We start from the raw sequence: 20,550 nt of genomic DNA, 5'->3' as shown, positions 1-20,550 counted from the left end.
ACTTACTGATCCTCAAACGGCAAGCCGACATAATTCTCGGCGAGCGATGTCTTTGCGGCGCGTGAGCTGACCACATAGTCCAATTCGGCGAGTTGCACTTCGTTCTCGAAGGTGCTGCGCTCGTCGAACTTGTGCAGCAGCGAGGTCATCCACCAGGAGAACCGCTGCGCCTTCCAGATCCGGCGCAGGCAGAGATCGGAATAGCTGCCCAGCAGGTCGCTGCTGTTCTTCTTGTAATAGGCGTCCAGTGCGCGCGACAGATAGCGCACATCGGCCACTGCCAGATTCATGCCCTTGGCGCCGGTCGGCGGAACGATATGGGCGGAGTCGCCGGCCAGGAACAAGCGGCCATGCCGCATCGGCGTGCTGACGAAACTGCGCATTGGTGTCACGCTCTTCTGCAGGATCGGGCCTTCCGCCAGTTTCAGCCGGTCATCACCCTCCAGGCGGTGGTGCAGCTCTGCCCAGATGCGGTCATCGGACCAGTTGGCGATGTCTTCGTCGGGCTGGCATTGCAGATAGAGGCGGGTGATCTCCGGCGTGCGCATGCTGAACAGCGCGAAACCCCGGTCATGCAGGTTATAGATCAGCTCTTCCTGCACCGGCTTGGACCGCGCCAGGATGCCGAGCCAGCCGAAGGGATAGACGCGCTCGTAATTCTGCTGCAGCGAGGCCGGAATGGCCGGCCGGCTTATGCCGTGGAAACCGTCGCAGCCGGCGATGAAATCGCAGTCCAGCCGCTGCGCCTTACCCTGCTTGTCGGTCCAGGTGAGGAACGGCTTTTCGCTTTCGATGTCATGCACCGCGACATCGGACGATTCGAATAGAATCTGGCCGCCATCGGCCAGGCGCTGGGCGACGATATCTTTCACCACCTCATGCTGGCCATAGACCATCACGGCCTTGCCGGTGAGGTCGACGAAATCGATATGATGGTTCCGACCGCGGAAGCGCAGCGTGGTGCCGTGGTGCAGCAGGCCTTCGGTGTTCATGCGGGCGCCAAGGCCGGTCTCATTCAGCACATCGACGGTGCCCTGTTCCAGCACCCCGGCGCGGATGCGGCCCTCGACATAAGGGCGATCACGCGCTTCCAGGATTACGGACTCGATGCCGACGAGATGCAGCAGATGTGACAGCAGCAGCCCGGCTGGGCCGGCGCCGATGATACCGACTTGGGTACGCATGGTTTCCTCTCCCTTACAACAGTTCCAGAATGGCCCAATCTGGCTTTTGCGGAAATGGACGCAGCGGCCTTTGTTTTGTACTTTTAAGCCAAAGGGTCGTGGCGAGGCGATGGTGTCGCGCCAATAGACGTGGCGCCTGAAAAATAAAATAAATGACTGATAATATTCCAAAATTCTTTCTATATGGCGAAGCCGACAAAGAAGCCGGACTGCACTTCCTGCATGTCGAAACCATTCCTGCCCGCAGCATCTTGCACGATTGGCTCATCGCGCCGCACCGGCACTCCAACCTGTTTCAGTTGTTGCTTGCCGTCGGCGGTGGCGGCGAATTGCGGGCCGATAGCTTGGCGCAGGATTTCCGCGCACCCGTATTGGTGACCGTGCCGCCCGGCGTGGTGCATGGCTATCGCTTCCAGCCCGGCACTGAGGGCTGGGTGGTGACCCTGTCAGACAGCTTCGCCGGTGAAATTCTCGGGCCCCGCGATGCCGAGATCGGGCCAGCGATGACCGAGGCGATGCTGTTGCCGCTGGATGGCGGCGATTCCGCAGCAGAGATGTTGCGGGCACAGTTTGCCGCCATTGCCGAGGAATTCCGCAACCCCGGCCTCGGCAGTCTGGCTGCGATTGCCGCGCATATCCGCCTGATCTTCGTGACGCAGGCCCGGTTGCGGCAGGCGGATCGCCAGGCCGCCCTGGCGCGGGATGCCGATGCCGCTTTGTTTGTCCGTTTCCGCAACCTGGTCGAAACCCATTACCGCGAGCACCGCCCAGTCAGAACCTATGCGCAGGATCTGGCCGTGACGGAGAAGCGGCTGACCGCGGCCTGCCGCCGGGTCGCCGAGAAGGCGCCGCTGGATGTGATCCACGCCCGCCTGCTGATCGAGGCCAAGCGCAACCTGCTTTACACCTCGATGACTATTGCCGAGGCCGGCTATGCGCTGGGCTTCCGTGATCCGGCCTATTTCACACGGTTCTTCACCCGCCGCGCCGGGATGGCGCCAAAGCAGTTCAAGGCCGCCGCCGGCCACGAAGCCGTTCAAAACAGCGATAGTTGATGCCCTGACGTTGCGTCATGCCGTGCCGGCAGTCTTGCGTGGCGCCGGGCCTGTTATACTCTGGCGGACATAAAAGTCGGGAGCGAAGCCATGGATCTGAATTTCACCGCAGACGAACTGAAGTTCCGCGACGATGTGCGCGCCTTCATCGCCGAGAAATTCGATGCCGAGATGCGTGCGGCCATGGCGCGGACCCGCACCGGCTATATCGCCAAGCATCTGCATATCCGCTGGCAGAAGGCGCTGAATGAGCGCGGCTGGCTGGCACCGAACTGGCCGGTGGAATACGGCGGTCCGGGCTGGACGCCGACCCAGCGCTATATCTACGAGCAGGAGATGAGTTCTGCCGGCGCGCCGATCACGGTGCCCTTCGGCCCGCGCATGCTGGCGCCGGTGATCATGAAATTCGGCACCGAGGCGCAGAAGAAGAAATACCTGCCCGATATCCTCGCCAGCAATGTCTGGTGGTGCCAGGGCTATTCCGAACCCGGTTCGGGATCCGACCTTGCCAGCCTGCAGATGAAGGCCGAGGACAAGGGCGATCACTTCCTGTGCAACGGCAGCAAGATCTGGACCTCTGAAGCCCAGCATGCCGACATGATCTTCTGCCTGGTGCGCACGGCGCAGACCAAGAAGCCGCAGGAGGGCATTTCCTTCCTTCTGATCGACATGAAGTCGCCGGGTGTCACCGTCACGCCGATCGTCACCATCGATGAATCCTCCCCCGGCATGCAGGAGGTCAACCAGGTCTTCTTCGACGATGTGAAGGTACCGAAGGAAAATCTGGTCGGCGAATTGAACCAGGGCTGGACCTGCGCCAAATACCTGTTGGAATTTGAACGCGGCAACGCCTATTCCGGTCATCTCAAGCGTCACCTGTCGCATCTGCGAAAAGTGGCCAAGGCCGAGCAGAAGGGCGGCCAGCCGCTGGCTGCCGATCCGGATTTCGCCGCCAAGCTGGCCGATGCCGAGATGAACATCATGGCGATGGAGATGCTGGAGCTGCGCGTGCTGGGCGGCACCAAGAGCGGCCAGAATCTCGGTGCTGCATCCTCCATGCTGAAGACGCGCGGCACCGAGCTGCAGCAGCTGGTCAGCGAGCTGTCGGCCGAGGCGGTCGGCTATTATGCCGCGCCCTATACGGCTCTGGTGGAGGGGTCCAACGAGCCCGGCATCGGCCCGGATTATGCCGATGGTGTCGCCGCGCGCTATCTCAACATGCGCAAGGTGACGATCTATGCCGGATCGAACGAGATCCAGCGCAACATCATGTCGAAGCTGATCCTCGGGCTGTAATCCGTCAGACCCTGGCGATGACGGCGATCAGCCCGCCGCCATCGGGGCCCTGATGTTCGGCGCCGCCGGAGACGAAAATCCGGCCGTCGCCGATCACGCCGGCCACCATGCCGCCGACAGCGCCGCGGATATGCCGCTGAGCGTTGATGTCGGTATCGTCCAGCATGGTATGTCGGTTGCCGCGGATGATGCCGCGCCGGTCCGGCTCGCATTTCACCAGCACACCGCGGATACGCAGGGCATCATTCTCTGAGACCTGCGGATCGGCGACGATATTCAGATCATCCAGCGCGGCCACGACAGCCTTGATATCCAGTGCATCGCGCATCGGCCGGTGCGCAATCGCCAGATCGCCGCTCCAGCTTGCCGCGTTGCCCAGCACGATCACCTCGTTGCAGTTGACCTCGACGCCGGATGAAATGCTGGCGCGGCTGGAAGCAATGCCATAATCGGCGAACATGGCGGATTCCGTGATCCGTGCCGGGCGGGCATCACCAAGCGCCAGCGCCACGCCGAAGGCGCCGGCGACCCGGGCATAGGCCATCGAGCGGTTTGAATCCGCGGTCAGCACGGCGGCGCCGCGTGCAGCCGCGTCCTGTGCGCGTGCGGCGGTGACGCAGGGCGCTTTCACCTGCACGAAATGCACATCCGCCATATCCGTGATGCCGGCATCGGCAATGGCGGCCTGCACGGTATCGGCCACCATTTCGATGTGGCTGCGACGCCCGACATGCTCGGGTGCCATCGGCTTGCTGAAGGCAACGCCAATGGCAAGGCGCTTTTCGCCCGTCGGTACGGCCGAAGCGGCGCTCCGTGCGAACACCAGGTAATGCGGCGACAGCACACCTTCGGTGCCACCTGAGAGGATGCAGGGGATCGCCTTGACGATCTCCTCGCGCGATTTGCCGGTGCGTTCGGCCAGCAGGGTGGAAAAGGCCAGCGTGAAGTAGCCACGGGTGAAATCATTCACGCCGCCATTGCCTTCGGTCTTGCCGATCACGGCGACCACATCGGCTGGCGCCATTGCGCCGCTGTCAAACAGCTCTGCGAGGGCCGAAAGGTCGCCAGGGTGGCGCATGGACAGTCGATGGACGGATGCCTGCATGAATGCTCCGGAAAACAATGCGGTCTGCGAAGCAAGATGCATTCCGCCCCTGCAAGGCCGCCATTCTATGCCCGCGTGATCCATGTGCCCAGATATTGGGCGGCGCTGCCGCAGCCTTGGGCGGCCTGCAACCGAGAGCCCAACGACTTTCACGGCAAAGCTGCAGCAGCCCCGAGTCCGGTTGGCTTTCCAGGCCTCTGGCCGGACCTGCAGGCTGGCACATTGTATGCACAGCAATAGACATGGCAGGCATCATCACCGGACTGTTTCATGTCGCTATTAAAACCGCGGATCTGGCCAAGACCCGCTGGTTCTACTGCGATCTGCTCGGGCTGGCGGAAGTGGCGCGGCCCGATTTCGGCTATCCCGGCGCCTGGATCGCGGTGCCCACGCCGGTCGGCGAGGCGATCATCCATATCTATGCCGGCGGGCCGGCGCTGGGGCCCGAGGGCAAGGCGCCGAGCGGCACCGGCGCCATCGACCATATTTCGCTGACGGCAGTCGGTTATCACGACTTCATCGCCCGCTTCCACCAGCGGGGCATCGACTGGCGCGAATTCCTGGTGCCGAACACGACCTACTGGCAGCTCTTTGTCTACGACCCCAGCGGCGTGCAGCTCGAACTCACTTTCGATGGCCGCGCCGAACAGGGGGCGTCCCCCGATATGTCGCCCGGCCGCAGATATGTCGCCGGCACCAGCTTCTTCCAGCCATCACAATATGAATTCGCCTGATCCAAAGGAGAGACCAATGACCATTCGCTTCATCCGTACCACCATGCTGGCGGGCGCGGCCCTGTTCGCCCTCGCTGCCGGTGCCCAGGCCGCCGACAAGGTGAAGGTCGGCGTCTTCCCGGTCTCCTCGGCCCTGCCGTATTTCGTCGCCGTCGAACGCGGTTACTTCAAGGAACAGGGCATCGACGCCGAGATGGTCAAGTTGATGGGCGCGCCGCCGATCGTGCAGGGCATGCTGACCGGGGATCTGGATGCCGGCGCCAATCTGGTTACCGTCGATGGCATGAATGCCAATACCAAGAAGGAGGGGCTGGTCTACTACATGTCCCTCTATGGTCAGAACAAGTTCGCCAAGATGGAGCAGTTTGTTGCCAAGACCGGCATGCAGGCTGCATCGGTGAAGGATATCAAGGCCGCCAGTGCCGCACCGAAGAAAATCATGTCGGCGCCCGGTGCCGGCAATATGGCCATGGCGCGCGCCGTTCTGGGTGCCGTCGGCATGAAGGAAGGTGCCGATTACACGCTGACCGAACTGGCGATGAACCTGCATGCCGATGCCATGAAGGCCGGTACCTTCGATTTCGGCTATACGTTGGAACCGAATGCCACCGTGATGAACAGCATGGGCGCCGCCAAGACGGTGGAAGCGGGGGTGGTGTCGAAATACATCATCGGTCGCGAAGAGGCCTATGCCTACATGGCCGGCGGCGCCATCACCGGCAAGTTCATGAAGGAGCGGCCGGAGGTGGCCAAGCGCTTCTCGGTCGCCTGGCGCAAGGCGCTGAAGGATATCGAGCAGGACCCGACCACCCGTGAACTGCTGAAGGGCAACACCTTCACGCCGCCGGAACTGGCGATGACCATTCCGTTGCCGCGCATGCTGATGATCGATCAGCTCTCGGCGCAGGACAAGAAGGACTTCCAGAAGGTGATCGACTTCACCATCCAGAGTGGCGTCATCAAGGACCCGGTCGAGACCGGCAAGTATCTGGTGGTGCTCGACAAGAAAGCTTCCAGCTGATGCTGTCCCGCACGCGGGCGGCGATGCGATTGGTGAAGGGAGGGGCAGTCGAGGCTGCCCCTCCCGTCCAGCCGGCCGATAAATCCTATCGCTGGTTCCCGCCCGGCACGCATATTACCGTGCGCGGCCTGTCCAAGCAGTTCCAGGGCAGCGTGCTGTACGAGGATTTCGATCTCGATCTGCCGCGCGGCAAGGTGGTCTCGGTTTTCGGCCCCAATGGCTGCGGCAAGAGCACGATCATCAACATGATCGCCGGCCTGCTGCCGATGGACAAGGGCGAGGTATTGTTCGATGGCAAGACCATCGACGAGACTCGCATCGGCTATGTGTTCCAGAATTATCGCGAGGCGCTGTTTCCCTGGCTGCGCGCCATCGACAACATCCATTATCCGCTCAAGCTGATGGGCCTGAGCCGGAAGGAGCGCAGCGAGCGGGTGGAAAAGCTGCTCGGCCGCTTCCAGGTCAAGATCGATTTCAACCGCTATCCGTATGAACTTTCCGGTGGCCAGCAGCAGACCGTGTCGATCATGCGCTCGCTGGTGATGGAACCCGAAGTACTGTTCCTCGACGAGCCCTTCTCGGCGCTGGACTACGAGATGACGCTGTTCATGCGCGACCAGATGCAGAAAGTGTTCATGGAAACGAACACCACAATGGTGATCGTCAGCCACGATCTGGAAGAGGCAGTCTACCTGGCCGACCATGTGCTGTTGCTGACGCGCCGGCCGACCCGGATCGCCGATTTCATCGAGGTGCCACTGCCGCGTCCGCGGTCGGCCGATACCCTGTCCGATCCGACATTTGTCGAGATCAAAAGCCGCTGTCTGGAAATCTTCCGCCGCGAGGCCAAGCTGTCATGAGCACGCTTCTCGCCCGCCTCAATCCCGTCATCGGCGTCATTCTGCTGATCCTGGTCTGGTGGGTTGCCACCCTGCTGCAGATCGCCGATCCGGTGCTGCTGCCGCCACCGCAAAAGGCCTTCAAGGCCCTGGTCGATGGCTTGGTCAGCGGTCCGCTGCTGCATGATTTTGCCCAGACCATCTATCGCACGGTGCTGGCCTTCCTGATCGCCTCGGCTATCGCCATTCCGCTCGGCGTCATGCTCGGCGCTGCCGACAAGGTCTATCGCTCGGTCGAATTCGTTATCGACTTCTTCCGTTCCACGCCGGCTTCGGCCGTGTTTCCGCTGTTCCTGGTGCTGTTCGGCGTCGGCGACAAGACCAAGATCGCGGTGGCGGCCTTCGGCTCGGTTCTGGTGATCCTGTTCAACGTGGCCTACGGCGTGATGAATGCCCGCAAGACCCGCGTGCTGGCCGCCAAGGTGATGGGCGCCAACCGGTTTCAGGTGCTGAAGGATGTCTATTTCTGGGAATCCCTGCCGCAGACCTTCATCGGCATGCGCAACGGCATTTCGCTGGCGCTGGTCATCATCGTGGTGGCCGAAATGTTCATCGGTTCATCCGATGGCATTGGCTATCGCCTGATCGAGGCGCAGATGCTGTTCGAGATGCCGACCATGTATGCCGCGATCTTTGCCGCCGGCGCGCTGGGCTATGGCATGAACTGGATTTTCCTCACCATCGAGAAAACCTTCGTGCATTGGGGTGGAAAGTAATGGGGAGCGGGACGTAATCCATGGACGCCAGCGGCCGCAAACGCATCGTCATCGTCGGCTCCGGTGTTGCCGGCAGCATCCTGGCCTATGGCCTGCGCGAGCTAGGCAATGTCGAGGTGATCTGCCTGGAGCGTGCCACGGCGGAAGACCATGCCGAAGCCGGCACGGGGCTCAATGTCGGCCCCAATGCGATCAAGGCGCTGCGGTTGTTCCAGCCCGAGTTGGCAGCCCTGCTGGAAGCCGAAAGCCTGCCCTGGCTGACCTGGCGCATCTCGCTCACCAATGGCCGCGAGTTGATGAACCTGCCGCTGTCGAAGGTGGCCGACAATCCCGGCATCCGCATTCGCTGGTCGCAGCTTTATGCCCTGCTGCGCCGTCCGGTGCAGCAGCATGTGCGCTTCGGCACCGAGGTCACCGCCATGCGCTATGCCCGCGCCGGCGAAGCTGGTCCGATCGTGGTGGAAACCATCAATCGGCGTACCGGCCGTACCGTGATCGATGGTGTCGATCTGCTGGTGGCCGGTGATGGTCGCTATTCCCGCGTGCGCGAAACCTTTCTTGGCCGGCCGCAGCCGCAGTTTCTCGGCGTCTGCATTTTCCGCCTGCTGATCGAGACCGCGCGACCCGATCTGGTCGATGATTACGAGCAATGGTTCAATGGGCCCAATCGGCTGCTGGCCTTCCGCATTCCCGGTAATGCCACCTATATCGCCGGTTCCTTCCCGATCCGGCCCGATGAAGACGTGCCGGCCGAGGCCAAGCGGCCCGATGTGCTGCGGGCGCTTTATACACCGACCGATGCCCCGCCGAGCGCGCAATGCGCCTTCATGATCGATGCGATCTGCAACCGCGTGAACGAGATTCACTGGGCCCGACTGCAGGAAGCGCCGGCCGAGTTCTGCGATGCCAACCGCCGCATCCTGCTGCTGGGCGATGCCGCGCATCCGATGGTGCCGACGTTGGGTCAGGGGGCGACACAGGCCATTGAAGATGCCTGCATCGCCGCGGCCGAGCTGCGCGCGGCTTTTGCCGATGGCGTCGATGGCAATATCACGGCTGCACTGGAGAAGATCGAGCAACGCCGCCGCGCCCGTGTCGAATTCGTGGTCGATTTCTCGCGCGATGCCACGGATACCATGCTGGCAGGCGCGGACCCGGTCAGCGGCAGCCTGGCCAAGACGCAGCCGGATTTCCTCGCCCGGCTGGTCAAGCTCTATCGCGACGTGCCTGCGGCTTAAGCGGGCAGGGCCGGCCAGCGCTCGGCCCAGGGCGACAACGCTTCATAGCGGCGGCCCAGCGCCAGCAGCATGGCATCCTGTCCATAGCCGCCGATCAGTTGGAAGCCGATCGGCGTGCCCTTGCTATCGGGCGTGGCCGGCAGGCCGAGGCCAGGCAGGCCGGCGAGATTGACCCAGCCGGTATAGACGGCATGGCCGCGCGGACCCGCATTCTCGCCGGCGATGATCTCGGGGAACACCCGGTCCTTGGCCCAGGGCTGCGCGGCGGCGCTGGGCGTCAGGATCGCATCCCACTGAGTGAAGACCTCCGCCATCTGACGGCGCAGATCGACCGCATGATTGAGTGCGGCCAGATAGTCGGTGGCGCGCACCGCCTTGCCGGTTTCATACATCTGCTGCAGGGCAGGGGTGATGCGCGCGGGCCCGCCCAGGCGATCGACAATCATCGCCAGACCGGTGGGCATCAGCGCGGCGAGTGCCGCGGTTGCAGCCTCGATATCGAAGGGCAGGTCGCCGGTCTCGACCACACAGCCGGTCTGGCGCAGCATATCGGCGGCGGCATCCACGGCAGCAATGATTTCCGGCTCGACCGGATTGGCGCCGAAGCGCGGCAGATAAAGGATGCGCGGCCGGGTCGGGCTGGCAAAGGTTTCTGCCATTGTCACGGCAGCAGGAAATGCCAGCGAATGCCGGTCGCGCGGATCGGGGGCCGACAGCGCGCAGAGCGTGGCGGCAACATCAGCGATGCTGCGGCCGAACAGCCCGATCACTTCCAGATCGTTGTAGATCTCGGGGAATCCGCCGGTGCGGGCAATGCGGCCGATGCTGGGCTTCAGCCCGACCAGGCCGGTATGGCCGGCGGGCCGGCGGGTCGAGCCGCCGCCATCGGTGCCCAGCGCAATCGGGCCAAAGCCGGCGGCAACAGACGCCACCGCGCCGCCGCTGGACCCGCCCGGCGTGAGCGCAGGATTCCAAGGATTGCCGGTAGCGCCGAACAGCAGGTTATAGGTGTAACCCTGCACGGTGAATTCCGGCACATTGGTCTTGCCCAGCAGGATGGCGCCGGCAGCGCGCAGGTGCGCAATCGGCAGTTCATCGGCTGGCGGCAGATTGTCTTGCAGCAGCTGGCTGCCCCAGGTCGCCGGCATGCCGCCAACCACCAGGCTGTCCTTGATCGTGACCGGGATGCCATCCAGCGGGCCAAGCGCGCGACCATCGCGATAGCGCGCCGCGCTGGCTTCGGCGGCTTTCAAGGCGCCGGCGGCATCCAGATGCACGACGGCATTCAGGGACGAATTGACAACGGCGATGCGGTCGAGGATCGCCTGCGTCACCTCCACCGGCGAGCGGGTGCCGCTGGTATAGGCCTTGTGCAGGTCTGCGGCGCTCAGGCGCCAGGCCGCTTCGATCATGCCGTCCTCATTTCAATCGGTTCAGTCCTGAATACGCATTGCCGGCTACCGGGGCAATAACCCAGCAGATTCAGCTATTATGTATCCCAAAATCATAAAAAATAGAGAACAAAATACGAAAATTTGCCGATTTCAAGACTCTAATGTATACAGGCGATAAGTCATAAGAACTGGAGGAGACGTCGGAATGGCCGCCAATCAGCCTTTCACGATGGATGTGGATGCCGCGCCCTGGCCGCTGAATGCCTGGTATGTGATCGCCTGGGATCATGAGGTGAAGCGCAGCCTGCTGCCGCGCACGATCTGCGGCGAGAAGCTGGTGATTTATCGCCAGCCCGACAATCGCGTGGTCGCGCTGCAGGATGCCTGCTGGCACCGCCTGCTACCGCTCTCCAAGGGGCATCTGCAGGAGGATGGCAGTCTGGTCTGCGGCTATCATGGCCTGGTCTATGACGCGCGCGGCCGCTGCACGCATATGCCGTCGCAAGAGACCATCAATCCCTCTGCCTGCGTGCGCAGTTATCCGCTGGTCGAGAAGCATCGCTTTGTCTGGATATGGATGGGCGATCCGGCGCTGGCCGATCCGGCCCGCGTGCCCGACCTGCATTGGAATCACGATCCGGCCTGGGCTGGCGATGGCGAACTGATCCATGTGAATTGCGACTATCGCCTGGTGGTCGACAACCTGATGGACCTGACGCATGAGACCTTCGTGCATGGGTCCAGTATCGGCAACCGCGCCGTGGCCGAGGCACCTTTCGATGTCACGCATGGCGAACGCTTTGCCACCGTTACCCGCTGGATGCGCGATATCGAGGCGCCGCCCTTCTGGGCCAAGCAACTGGGCAAGCCGGGCCGGGTGGATCGCTGGCAGATCATCCGTTTCGAGGCCCCCTGCACGGTGACCATCGATGTCGGCGTCGCACCGGCGGGCACCGGTGCGCCTGAAGGCGACCGCAGCCAGGGCGTTAACGGCTTCGTGCTCAACACCATCACGCCGGAAACTGCCGGCACCTGCCATTACTTCTGGGCCTTCGTGCGCAACTACCGCCTGGGCGAGCAGAGCCTGACCACGGAACTGCGCCAGGGCGTGTCCGGCATCTTCCGCGAGGATGAGATCATTCTCGAAGCGCAGCAGAAGGCCATCGATGCCAATCCGGGCAAGCTGTTCTACAACCTCAACATCGATGCGGGGTCGATGTGGGCGCGCCGCAAGCTGGACCGCATGATCGCGGCCGAGCGTGGTGGCCGCATCGCGGAGGCGGCCGAATAGCATGTCGCAATCGCTCAAAACCATCCTCTCCCTGCGCGAGCTGATCCTCAGCGGCGAGCTGAAGCCGGGCGAACGCCTGTCGGAACTGTCAATCGTCGACCGCCTCGGTGTATCGCGCACGCCGGTGCGCATGGCGCTGGTGCGGCTGGAGGAAGAGGGCCTGCTGGAGGCGATTCCGTCAGGTGGCTATGCCGTGCGGCATTTTTCCGAGGCCGATATCTTTGACGCCATCGAAACGCGCGGCACGCTGGAAGGTCTGGCCGCGCGGCTGGCGGCCGAGCGCGGCCCCAGCCCGGGCCAGATTGGCGAGATCAAGGCCTGCCTGCGTAAACTGGATATCCTGATCCAGGACGAGCATGGCGCCGATACGCTGACCGGCTATGTCGAGCTGAATGAGCAGTTCCATCAGCTGCTGATTCATATGTCGGGCAGCCGCGTGGTGGCGCGCCAGATCGAGCGTGCCGTGGCACTGCCCTTTGCCTCACCCAGCGCCTTTGTCGAGGTGCAGGCGATGCTGCCGGAATCGCGTGCCATCCTGCTGGTGGCGCAGGAACAGCATCGCAGCGTGGTGGAAGCCATCGAACGGCGCGAAGGCGCGCGCGCCGAGGCGTTGATGCGCGAGCATTCGCGTGTTGCCCATCGCAACCTGGTGATGGCGCTGGATCATCAGGGGGCGCGCGAGCTGGTGCCCGGCATGGCGCTGATCCGTCAGTCAGCCTGAGGAGTGAACAACGATGCATGACCAGAATGACTGGATGGATGCCACGCTTGTCAGCACCCGCGACTTTGGCCCCGATATTCGCATGTTTGAGATCGCGCCGAAGCATGGCGTGGTTCCCTATGAGCCGGGCAGCCATATCAATATTGCCGTCGATATCGGTGGTCGCCGTGATGTGCGTTCTTATTCGCTGATCGGTCAGCCGCGACGCAATGTCTACCGCATTGCCGTCAAGCGGGTGAATCCGAGCCGCGGCGGTTCGGTCTGGCTGCACAACCTGTTGCCTGGCGCCCGGTTGCAGGTCACCTCGCCGCGCAATCATTTCCCGCTGCAGTATGGTGCGCCGCGCTATCTGCTGATCGCCGGAGGCATCGGCATCACGCCATTGCTCGGCATGGCCCAGGCCCTCATGCAGCGGAATGCTGATTTCCGCCTGCTCTATGCCGTGCGCAGCCAGCGCGATCTGGCCTTTGCCCAGGAACTGAAAGAGACACTGGGCAGCCGGGTAACGCTGTTCATCTCTGAAGACGGCAACCGCATCGACCTGCAGCATGAGCTGGCTGGGTTCCCCGCCGATGGCGATGTCTATTTCTGCGGCCCGGCGCGGTTGTTGCAGGCAGTACGCGACACCATGACGGCGTTGAACCGGCCGCTGGCCAATCTGCGCTTCGAGACCTTTGGCAGCGGCGGCCTGAAGCCCAACGAGCCTTTCTGGGTCAAAGTGCCGCGGCTGGGTGTCGAGGTGGCAGTGCCGGAAGGCCAGTCGATGCTGGATGCGCTGGAAGCCGCCGGCGTCGAAGTGATGGCGGAATGCCGTCGCGGCGAGTGTGGTCTCTGTGCGGTGGATGTGATGGCGCTGGAGGGCGAGATCGACCACCGCGACGTCTTTCTCAGCGAGCATCAAAAACGCGATAACAGCCGGATCTGCGCTTGCGTGTCGCGCGCTGTGCATGGTGGGATTGTGATCGATACAGCCTGGCGGGCAGACCAGTAGGGGAGGCGGCGATCAGATGCACGCCGCTCATCAATTCCACAGATTAAAGTCATTATAGATTCCCCTTGCATCTTTTGGCGGTTTCGCCAAAGTCCGGAACTGGTGTTGGATAGATGTACTCGTGTGCGAATAGCGAACGAGACATATAAAAAATCAAAACGGAGGAACGACCACATGAACCGCAGACATCTTCTTGCAGCCATAGCAGTGACCAGCTTGGGCCTCGTCGCCTCGGCCGGCGCCTATGCGCAGCAGACCGTCAAGATCGGCCTGATCCTGCCGATGACCGGTCCCTTCGCCTCCACCGGTCGCCAGATCGAAGGCATGGCGAAACTCTACATGGCGCAGAACGGCAACATGGTGGCCGGCAAGAGGGTGGAGCTGATCGTCAAGGACGACACCGGCGTTGCCGATGTCACCAAGCGCATCGCCCAGGAGCTGGTGGTCAACGAGAAGGTCAGCGTGCTGGCCGGCTTCGGCCTCACCCCGCTGGCGCTGGCCACCGCGCCGATGGCCACCCAGGCCAAGGTGCCCATGATCGTGATGGCAGCCGCCACCTCGATCATTACCGAACAGTCGCCTTATATCGTGCGCACCGGCTTCACCCTCCCGCAGGTCACCGCGCCGCTGGCGGAATGGGCGCCGAAGAATGGGATCAAGAAGGTTGTTACCCTGGTGACCGATTACGGCCCCGGCCATGACGCTGAAAGGGCCTTCAAGGAAGTCTTCGTGAAAGGGGGCGGCGAGGTGCTGGCCGAGCTGCGCGTGCCGCTGCAGAATCCAGAATTCGCGCCGTTCCTGCAGCGCGCCAAGGATGCAAAACCTGATGCGCTGTTCGTCTTCGTGCCTTCGGGCGCCGGTTCGGCCGTGATGAAGCAGTTCGCCGAACGCGACCTGGCCAAGGATGGTATCCGGCTGATCGCCACCGGCGATGTGCTGGATGACGATATCCTCAATGCCATGGGCGACGTGGCGCTCGGCGTGGTGTCGTCACATCATTATTCGGCGGCACATAACTCGCCGGAGAACAAGGCCCTGGTTGAAGCCTTCAAGAAGTCCAATAACATGCGGCCGAATTTTCATGGTGTTGGCGGCTGGGATGGCATGAGCCTGATCTATCAGGCACTCAAGAAGACCAATGGCGATGCCGACGGCACCAAGCTGTTGGAAGCCATGAAGGGGCAGAGCTGGACCAGCCCGCGCGGTCCGGTCATGATCGATCCGGAAACCCGCGACATTGTGCAGAATGTCTTCATCCGCAAGGTCGAGAAGGTGAATGGCGAGTTGTTCAATGTCGAATTCGCCACCGTTGAGAAGGTCAAGGATCCGGTAAAGGCGGCGAAGAAGTAAAGCCGACAATCGTGCAACATGACGGCCGGCGGCAAACACCGCCGGCCGTTTTCGACACTGATCGCGGATAGACAGCCAGGTATGAGAGTTTCGTGCTGACCATTTTTTTTGATGGCTTTGCCTATGGCATGGTGCTGTTCGTGCTGGCCTGTGGCCTGTCGGTGACGCTTGGCCTGATGAACTTCATCAATCTGGCCCATGGCGCTTTCGCCATGGCCGGCGGTTACCTCACCGTCGTGCTGATGAATCGTTTTGGGGTTTCCTTCTATCTTTGCCTGCCTGCCGGGTTTCTTGCATCTGCCGTGCTGGGCGGTTTTCTCGAACGCACCCTCTATGCCCGGCTCTATACCAAGAGCCATCTCGACCAGGTGCTGTTCTCGATCGGCCTTGTCTTCATGGCGGTATCCGCGATCGACTATTTCATGGGCGCCCAGCAGCAGTTGATCACCCTGCCACCGTCGCTGCAGGGGCGCGTCGATGTGCTCGGTGTCAGCATCGGCATCTATCGCCTGTTCGTCATCGCCATCTGCTTGGTGCTGGCCCTGGTGCTGCAGCTGATCCTGAGCAAGACCCGCTTCGGTAGTCAGCTGCGCGCCGCCGTCGATGATGCCCGCGTCGCCCGCGGCCTGGGCATCAACGTCAACCTGATCTTTACCTTCACCTTTGCCTTCGGCTCGGGCCTGGCCGGCCTGGGGGGTGTGCTCGGCGCGGAAATCCTCGGCATGGACCCCACGTTTCCGCTCAAGTTCATGATCTACTTCCTGGTGGTGATCAGCGTCGGCGGCACCACTACACTGGCCGGTCCATTCCTGGCTTCGATCCTGCTCGGCATGGCCGATGTGGCCGGTAAATATTATGTACCCACGGTCGGCAGCTTCATCATCTACACGATCATGGTGGTGGTGCTGATCGTGCGACCGCAAGGCCTGTTCGGCCGCGTCAATGCGCGCTGAGGTTTTTGCAATGTCTGCTTTTCTCGCCTATTTCAAACCCGACACCAGCACCGCCAGCGGCACATTGCTGGCGCCGGCGCGCTGGCGCCCGCTGGAAATTCTGTTCTGGCTGGTTGCCCTGTCGCTGTTCTGGCTAGCACCCAGCAAGGTTCTGCTGCTCAACGAGATCGCCATCCTGGCGCTGTTTGCGCTCTCGCTCGACCTCATCCTCGGCTATGCCGGGATTGTCTCGCTCGGCCATGCGGCCTTCTTCGGCCTTGGTGCCTATGTCGCCGGCCTGCTGGGCAAGCACGGTCTGCACGACCCGATCACGGGTTTGCTGATTTCTGGCGCGGTTGCGGCCCTGCTCGGCTTCGTCACCAGTTTCCTAGTGTTGCGCGGCAGTGATCTGACCAAGCTGATGGTGACGCTGGGCGTGGCGCTGATCCTGCGCGAGCTGGCCAACAAATTCAGTAACATCACCGGCGGCGCCGATGGCCTCACCGGTGTGACCATAGGGCCGGTGCTGGGCCTGTTCGAATTCGATATCTTCGGCAAGACCGCCTATGCCTACAGCCTCGCGGTGCTCTTCATCCTGTTCTACATCGCGCGCCGCCTGGTCAATTCGCCATACGGCCTGCTGCTGCGCGCGATCAAGGGCAATGCCCTGCGCACCGGCGCCATGGGAATCCCGACCGATCTGCGGCTGGTGACTATCTATACTATTGCTGCGGCCTATGCCGGCATCGCCGGTGCCCTGCTGGCGCAGACCACGCAATTCGTCTCGCTCGATGTGCTGGAATTCCATCGCTCTGCCGATGTGATGCTGGTGCTGGTGCTGGGCGGCAGCGGCCAGCTGTGGGGCGCGGTCATCGGCGCCATCGCCTTCAAGATCATGTATGACTGGCTGGCAGCCATCACGCCGCAATACTGGCTGTTCTGGGTCGGCCTGGTGCTGGTGCTCACCGTGCTGTTCGGCCGTGGCGGGTTGATCGGATTCTATCAGACCGGTCGCGACTGGCTGGCGCGCCGCTTCAAGACAGGCGGTGCACAGTGACCGCGGTTCTCGAAACCCGGAATCTGTGCAAGGCCTTCGGCGGCCTGATCGCCACCAATGATGTGAGCTTCAGCTTGCCGGCCGGAGCACGGCATGCGCTGATCGGGCCCAATGGGGCGGGCAAGACCACGCTGGTCAACCTGCTGACCGGTGTGCTGCAGCCCACCTCGGGGCGCATCCTGCTGCAGGGCGCCGACATCACCGGCCTGCCGTCTTACAAGCGGGTCAAGCTCGGCCTGGCGCGCACCTTCCAGATCAACCAGCTGTTTCCCGATCTCACGCCGCTGCAGACCATCGTGCTGGCGATTGCCCAGCGCGAGGATGCAGCCACCGGCTGGTGGCGCCCGATCGGCGGCCGCAAGGATCTGGTCGACGAGGCCGAGGCGCTACTGCTGCAGCTCGGCCTGATCGACGTGCGCGACCAGCGCACTGCTACCATCGCCTATGGCAAGCAGCGCCTGCTGGAAATCGCCGTGGCACTTGCCGGCAAACCGGCCGTGCTGCTGCTGGACGAGCCGGCCGCCGGTGTGCCGGAAACCGAACGGCACCAGATTCTCGATGTCATCGCGGCCCTGCCGGCATCGGTCACCCTGGTGCTGATCGAGCATGACATGCAGCTGGTATTCCGCTTTGCCAAGACCATCTCGGTGCTGGTCAATGGTGGCCTCTTTGTTGAAGGCCCGGCGGCGGACATCGCGCGCGACCCACGGGTGAAGAAAGTCTATCTCGGCGAGGAAGTGGTCGATGTCTGAGCTTCTCACGGTCGAGAATCTGCGCGCCGGCTATGGCGAGGCCATCGTGCTGGAAGGCGTCAGCTTCACCCTGGCGGCCGGCGACTCGCTCGCCCTGCTGGGGCGCAACGGCGCGGGCAAGACCACGCTGATCAACACCCTGATCGGCGCCACCCGCTATCGCGGCGGCCGGATCGGCCTCAACGGCACCGATATCACTGGCTATCGCTCCGACCGACGCGCCACCGCCGGCATCGGCTGGGTGCCGCAGGAGCGCAATGTCTTTAAATCCCTGACGGTGGAGGAAAACCTCACCGCCGTCGCGCAACCCGGTCGCTGGGGCGTGCAGCAGGTCTTCGAGATGTTTCCACGGCTGGCCGAGCGTCGCCGCAACATGGGCAACCAGCTGTCGGGCGGCGAGCAGCAGATGCTGGCCGTGGGCCGCGCCCTGATGCTGAATCCGAAGCTGATCCTGCTGGACGAGCCGCTGGAAGGTCTGGCGCCAATCATTGTCGAGGAGCTGCTGGCGGCGATCCGTCGCATCACCCGGGAAGAGGGGCTGTCAGCCATCATCGTCGAGCAGAATGCCCGCAAGCTGCTGCCGATCACCGACCAGGTGGTGGTGCTGGAACGTGGTCGTATCGTGCATACCGCGAAAAGCGCCGATCTGCGCGACGATCCGTCGAAGCTGGAGGCTTGGCTCGCCGTTTCCGATAGCGCACACTGATTTTCATCAAAAGTGAGGGAGAGAAACCGATGCAACGCAACAAACCACCATTCCGCGCCGACCATGTCGGCAGCCTGCTGCGTCCCCAGATTCTGAAGGAAGCCCGGGCCCAGAAAAAAGACGGCAAGATCGACGCTGCCAGGCTGAAGGCGGTGGAAGACGAGGCAATCAAGAAAGTCATCAAGCAGCAGGAAGAGGTGGGGCTTAAGAGCATCACCGACGGCGAGTTTCGCCGTAGCTGGTGGCATTTCGACTTCCTCGGTTTCCTGGATGGCGTCGAGTATTACACCCATGCCGAACAGGGCATCCAGTTCTCCGGCGTGCAGACGCGCGCCGAAGGCGTCAAGGTCAAGGGCAAGATCGGCTATTCGGGCCATCCGATGGTCGATCACTTCAGGTTCCTGAAGGCGCACACCAAGGAAACCCCGAAGATGACCATCCCGTCGCCCAGCGTGCTGCATTTCCGCAGCGGCCGGAACGCGATTCCGAAGGACATCTACCCCAATCTCGACGATTTCTTCCACGATCTCGGCCAGGCCTACAAAAAGGCCGTGCAGGATTTCGCCAATGCCGGTTGCCGCTATCTGCAGCTGGACGAGACCAATCTGGCCTATCTCTGCGATCCTGAACAGCGTGAGCTGTCGCGCCAGCGTGGCGATGATCCGGACAGCCTGCCGGAGAAGTATGCCGAGATGATCAACACCGCGATTGCCGACCGGCCCAGCGACATGGTGATTTCCATGCATCTGTGCCGCGGCAATTTCCGCTCCACGTTCATTTCCAAGGGCGGCTACGAACCGGTCGCCAAGACGCTGCTCGATACCATCAAGGTCGACGGCTATTTCATGGAGTATGACAACGAGCGTTCGGGCGGTTTCGAACCGCTGCGCCACCTGCCCAAGGGCAACAAGACCGTCATCCTCGGTCTGGTCACCTCCAAGACCGGCCAGCTGGAATCGAAGGACAACATCAAGCGCCGGCTCGAGCAGGCGGCGAAATTCGCCGATCTCAACCAGCTCTGCCTCAGCCCGCAATGCGGCTTTGCTTCCACCGAGGAGGGCAACGTGCTGGCTGAAGAAGAACAGTGGGCCAAACTGCGTATGATCGTCGAAATTGCCGAAGAGGTCTGGGGCAAGGCCTGAGACCGGGTTACATATGGTATCTGGCGGCCCCGCAGGCGACTGCGGGGCCGTTTCTTTGCCTGCTATCGGGATTGTGACCATGGCGCCGACGGTTTTCTGACGTAAAATCCGCGTAAACGGAGCTGACCATGATTCGATACGGCATATTTGCAATTCTGCTCGGGGCGGCGCTGCCTGCCGCGGCCCAGCCTGTCATGCTGCCGCTGATCGATGCCCATGTGCATTACAGCCACGATGCCTGGGACAACCTGCCCACGGCGGAGGCCATCGCCATCCTGCGCAAGGCCAACCTGCGCAAGGTTCTGGTCTCCAGTTCCAGCGACGAGGGTACCCAGCGGCTTTATCAGGCGGCGCCCGACATTATTGTGCCCGAACTGCGGCCTTATCGCAGTCGTGGTGAGATCAGCACCTGGTTCCGTGATGACAGTGTCATCACGCATATGGAAGCCCGGCTGGCGCAGTATCGCTATGTCGGGATCGGCGAATTCCACCTCTATGGCGCCGATGCCGACCTGCCGGTGCCGCGCCGCATGGTGCAACTCGCCAAGCAGCATAAGCTGTTCCTGCATGCCCATAGCGATGCCGATGCGGTCGAACGCCTGTTCCGGCAAGATCCGCAAGCGCTCATCCTCTGGGCCCATTCCGGCTTCGACCGGCCCGATGGCGTGCGCGACCTGCTGAAACGTTATCCGGCATTGTGGGCCGACCTGGCCTTCCGCAATGACCATGCCTCCAATGGCAAGGTCGATCCGGCTTGGCGGGCGCTGTTTGAGGAGTTCCCAGACCGCTTCATGGTCGGCACCGATACCTTCACGCCGGAGCGCTGGCACTATATCGAAGAGCATGCCAAGTGGTCGCGCGCCTGGCTGGCCGACCTGCCGGCGCCGCTGGCCGAACGTATCGCCTGGCGCAATGCCGAGGCGCTGTTCGCCCGCACCGGCTTCAAGGCCGACCGCTGAAATTTGT

Annotated in this window: 20 protein-coding genes; 17 read left to right on the top strand and 3 right to left on the bottom strand. The window is 62.5% G+C overall.

Annotated elements, in window-relative coordinates; translation table 11 throughout:
- Positions 1-2 precede the first annotated feature (2 nt).
- Positions 3-1,184, bottom strand: coding sequence for a 4-hydroxybenzoate 3-monooxygenase (gene pobA, locus AAG821_RS14620; RefSeq protein WP_341914144.1), 1,182 nt, complete (start codon positions 1,182-1,184; stop codon positions 3-5).
- A 152-nt stretch (positions 1,185-1,336) separates the two neighbouring features.
- On the opposite strand from pobA, the gene AAG821_RS14615 reads away from it, so the two are divergent.
- The gene (locus AAG821_RS14615; RefSeq protein WP_341914145.1) at positions 1,337-2,239 is read left to right on the top strand and encodes a helix-turn-helix domain-containing protein; all 903 of its coding nucleotides are present in this window, start codon (positions 1,337-1,339) and stop codon (positions 2,237-2,239) included.
- Positions 2,240-2,329: 90 nt separating this feature from the next.
- On the top strand, positions 2,330-3,535 hold the full coding sequence (locus AAG821_RS14610; RefSeq protein WP_341914146.1) for an acyl-CoA dehydrogenase family protein: 1,206 nt from the start codon (positions 2,330-2,332) through the stop codon (positions 3,533-3,535).
- A 4-nt stretch (positions 3,536-3,539) separates the two neighbouring features.
- On the opposite strand, the gene AAG821_RS14605 is transcribed toward AAG821_RS14610, so the two are convergent.
- Positions 3,540-4,640, bottom strand: a complete 1,101-nt coding sequence (locus tag AAG821_RS14605; protein WP_341914147.1) for a ring-opening amidohydrolase — start codon at positions 4,638-4,640, stop codon at positions 3,540-3,542.
- 242 nt (positions 4,641-4,882) lie between these two features.
- Here AAG821_RS14605 and AAG821_RS14600 point away from each other — a divergent pair, with 242 nt between their 5' ends.
- The 5 genes from AAG821_RS14600 to AAG821_RS14580 are packed head-to-tail and all read left to right on the top strand — an operon-like array spanning position 4,883 to position 9,248.
- Positions 4,883-5,374 carry a VOC family protein gene (locus AAG821_RS14600; protein ID WP_341914148.1) on the top strand — a complete coding sequence of 164 codons (492 nt, stop codon included), beginning with the start codon at positions 4,883-4,885 and terminating at the stop codon, positions 5,372-5,374.
- Positions 5,375-5,390: 16 nt separating this feature from the next.
- Positions 5,391-6,395, top strand: coding sequence for an ABC transporter substrate-binding protein (locus AAG821_RS14595; protein ID WP_341914150.1), 1,005 nt, complete (start codon positions 5,391-5,393; stop codon positions 6,393-6,395).
- Positions 6,395-7,255: an ABC transporter ATP-binding protein gene (locus tag AAG821_RS14590; protein WP_341914152.1), complete on the top strand. Its 861-nt coding sequence runs from the start codon at positions 6,395-6,397 to the stop codon at positions 7,253-7,255. The genes AAG821_RS14595 and AAG821_RS14590 overlap by 1 nt, the downstream gene beginning before the upstream one ends.
- Positions 7,252-8,010 (top strand): ABC transporter permease, encoded by a 759-nt coding sequence (locus tag AAG821_RS14585; protein WP_341914154.1) that lies wholly within the window; start codon positions 7,252-7,254, stop codon positions 8,008-8,010. The genes AAG821_RS14590 and AAG821_RS14585 overlap by 4 nt, the downstream gene beginning before the upstream one ends.
- A 20-nt stretch (positions 8,011-8,030) precedes the next feature.
- Positions 8,031-9,248, top strand: a complete 1,218-nt coding sequence (locus tag AAG821_RS14580; protein WP_341914156.1) for an NAD(P)/FAD-dependent oxidoreductase — start codon at positions 8,031-8,033, stop codon at positions 9,246-9,248.
- On the opposite strand, the gene AAG821_RS14575 is transcribed toward AAG821_RS14580, so the two are convergent.
- A complete protein-coding gene (locus tag AAG821_RS14575) occupies positions 9,245-10,660 on the bottom strand; it encodes an amidase (protein WP_341914157.1) in 1,416 nt (471 codons plus the stop codon). The genes AAG821_RS14580 and AAG821_RS14575 overlap by 4 nt on opposite strands.
- A 187-nt stretch (positions 10,661-10,847) precedes the next feature.
- Between AAG821_RS14575 and AAG821_RS14570 the strand changes: the two genes are divergently transcribed.
- From AAG821_RS14570 to AAG821_RS14525, 10 genes are all read left to right on the top strand, one after another.
- Positions 10,848-11,933, top strand: coding sequence for an aromatic ring-hydroxylating dioxygenase subunit alpha (locus tag AAG821_RS14570; protein ID WP_341914158.1), 1,086 nt, complete (start codon positions 10,848-10,850; stop codon positions 11,931-11,933).
- 1 nt (position 11,934) lies between these two features.
- Positions 11,935-12,654 (top strand): GntR family transcriptional regulator, encoded by a 720-nt coding sequence (locus AAG821_RS14565; RefSeq protein WP_341914160.1) that lies wholly within the window; start codon positions 11,935-11,937, stop codon positions 12,652-12,654.
- 13 nt (positions 12,655-12,667) lie between these two features.
- Entirely contained in the window at positions 12,668-13,645 is a 978-nt protein-coding gene (locus AAG821_RS14560) for a PDR/VanB family oxidoreductase (protein ID WP_341914162.1), read from the top strand.
- Between the two features lie 174 nt (positions 13,646-13,819).
- On the top strand, positions 13,820-14,995 hold the full coding sequence (locus AAG821_RS14555) for an ABC transporter substrate-binding protein (protein ID WP_341914164.1): 1,176 nt from the start codon (positions 13,820-13,822) through the stop codon (positions 14,993-14,995).
- A gap of 92 nt (positions 14,996-15,087) precedes the next feature.
- Entirely contained in the window at positions 15,088-15,948 is an 861-nt protein-coding gene (locus AAG821_RS14550) for a branched-chain amino acid ABC transporter permease (RefSeq protein WP_341914166.1), read from the top strand.
- Between the two features lie 10 nt (positions 15,949-15,958).
- A complete protein-coding gene (locus tag AAG821_RS14545) occupies positions 15,959-16,984 on the top strand; it encodes a branched-chain amino acid ABC transporter permease (RefSeq protein WP_341914168.1) in 1,026 nt (341 codons plus the stop codon).
- Positions 16,981-17,736 (top strand): ABC transporter ATP-binding protein, encoded by a 756-nt coding sequence (locus tag AAG821_RS14540; RefSeq protein WP_341914169.1) that lies wholly within the window; start codon positions 16,981-16,983, stop codon positions 17,734-17,736. The genes AAG821_RS14545 and AAG821_RS14540 overlap by 4 nt, the downstream gene beginning before the upstream one ends.
- Complete coding sequence (locus AAG821_RS14535) at positions 17,729-18,442, top strand: ABC transporter ATP-binding protein (RefSeq protein ID WP_341914171.1); 714 nt, start codon at positions 17,729-17,731, stop codon at positions 18,440-18,442. The genes AAG821_RS14540 and AAG821_RS14535 overlap by 8 nt, the downstream gene beginning before the upstream one ends.
- Positions 18,443-18,471: 29 nt before the next feature.
- Positions 18,472-19,584 (top strand): 5-methyltetrahydropteroyltriglutamate--homocysteine S-methyltransferase, encoded by a 1,113-nt coding sequence (locus AAG821_RS14530; RefSeq protein WP_341914173.1) that lies wholly within the window; start codon positions 18,472-18,474, stop codon positions 19,582-19,584.
- Positions 19,585-19,712: 128 nt separating this feature from the next.
- A complete protein-coding gene (locus AAG821_RS14525) occupies positions 19,713-20,543 on the top strand; it encodes an amidohydrolase family protein (protein WP_341914174.1) in 831 nt (276 codons plus the stop codon).
- The last annotated feature ends 7 nt before the right edge of the window (positions 20,544-20,550 follow it).

The sequence above is a fragment of the Ferrovibrio terrae genome, assembly GCF_943372915.1.
In the GTDB taxonomy this organism is placed as follows: domain Bacteria; phylum Pseudomonadota; class Alphaproteobacteria; order Ferrovibrionales; family Ferrovibrionaceae; genus Ferrovibrio; species Ferrovibrio terrae_A.
The sequence above is the reverse complement of the archived record's forward strand: the minus strand, read 5'-3'. Positions and strand labels throughout refer to the sequence as shown.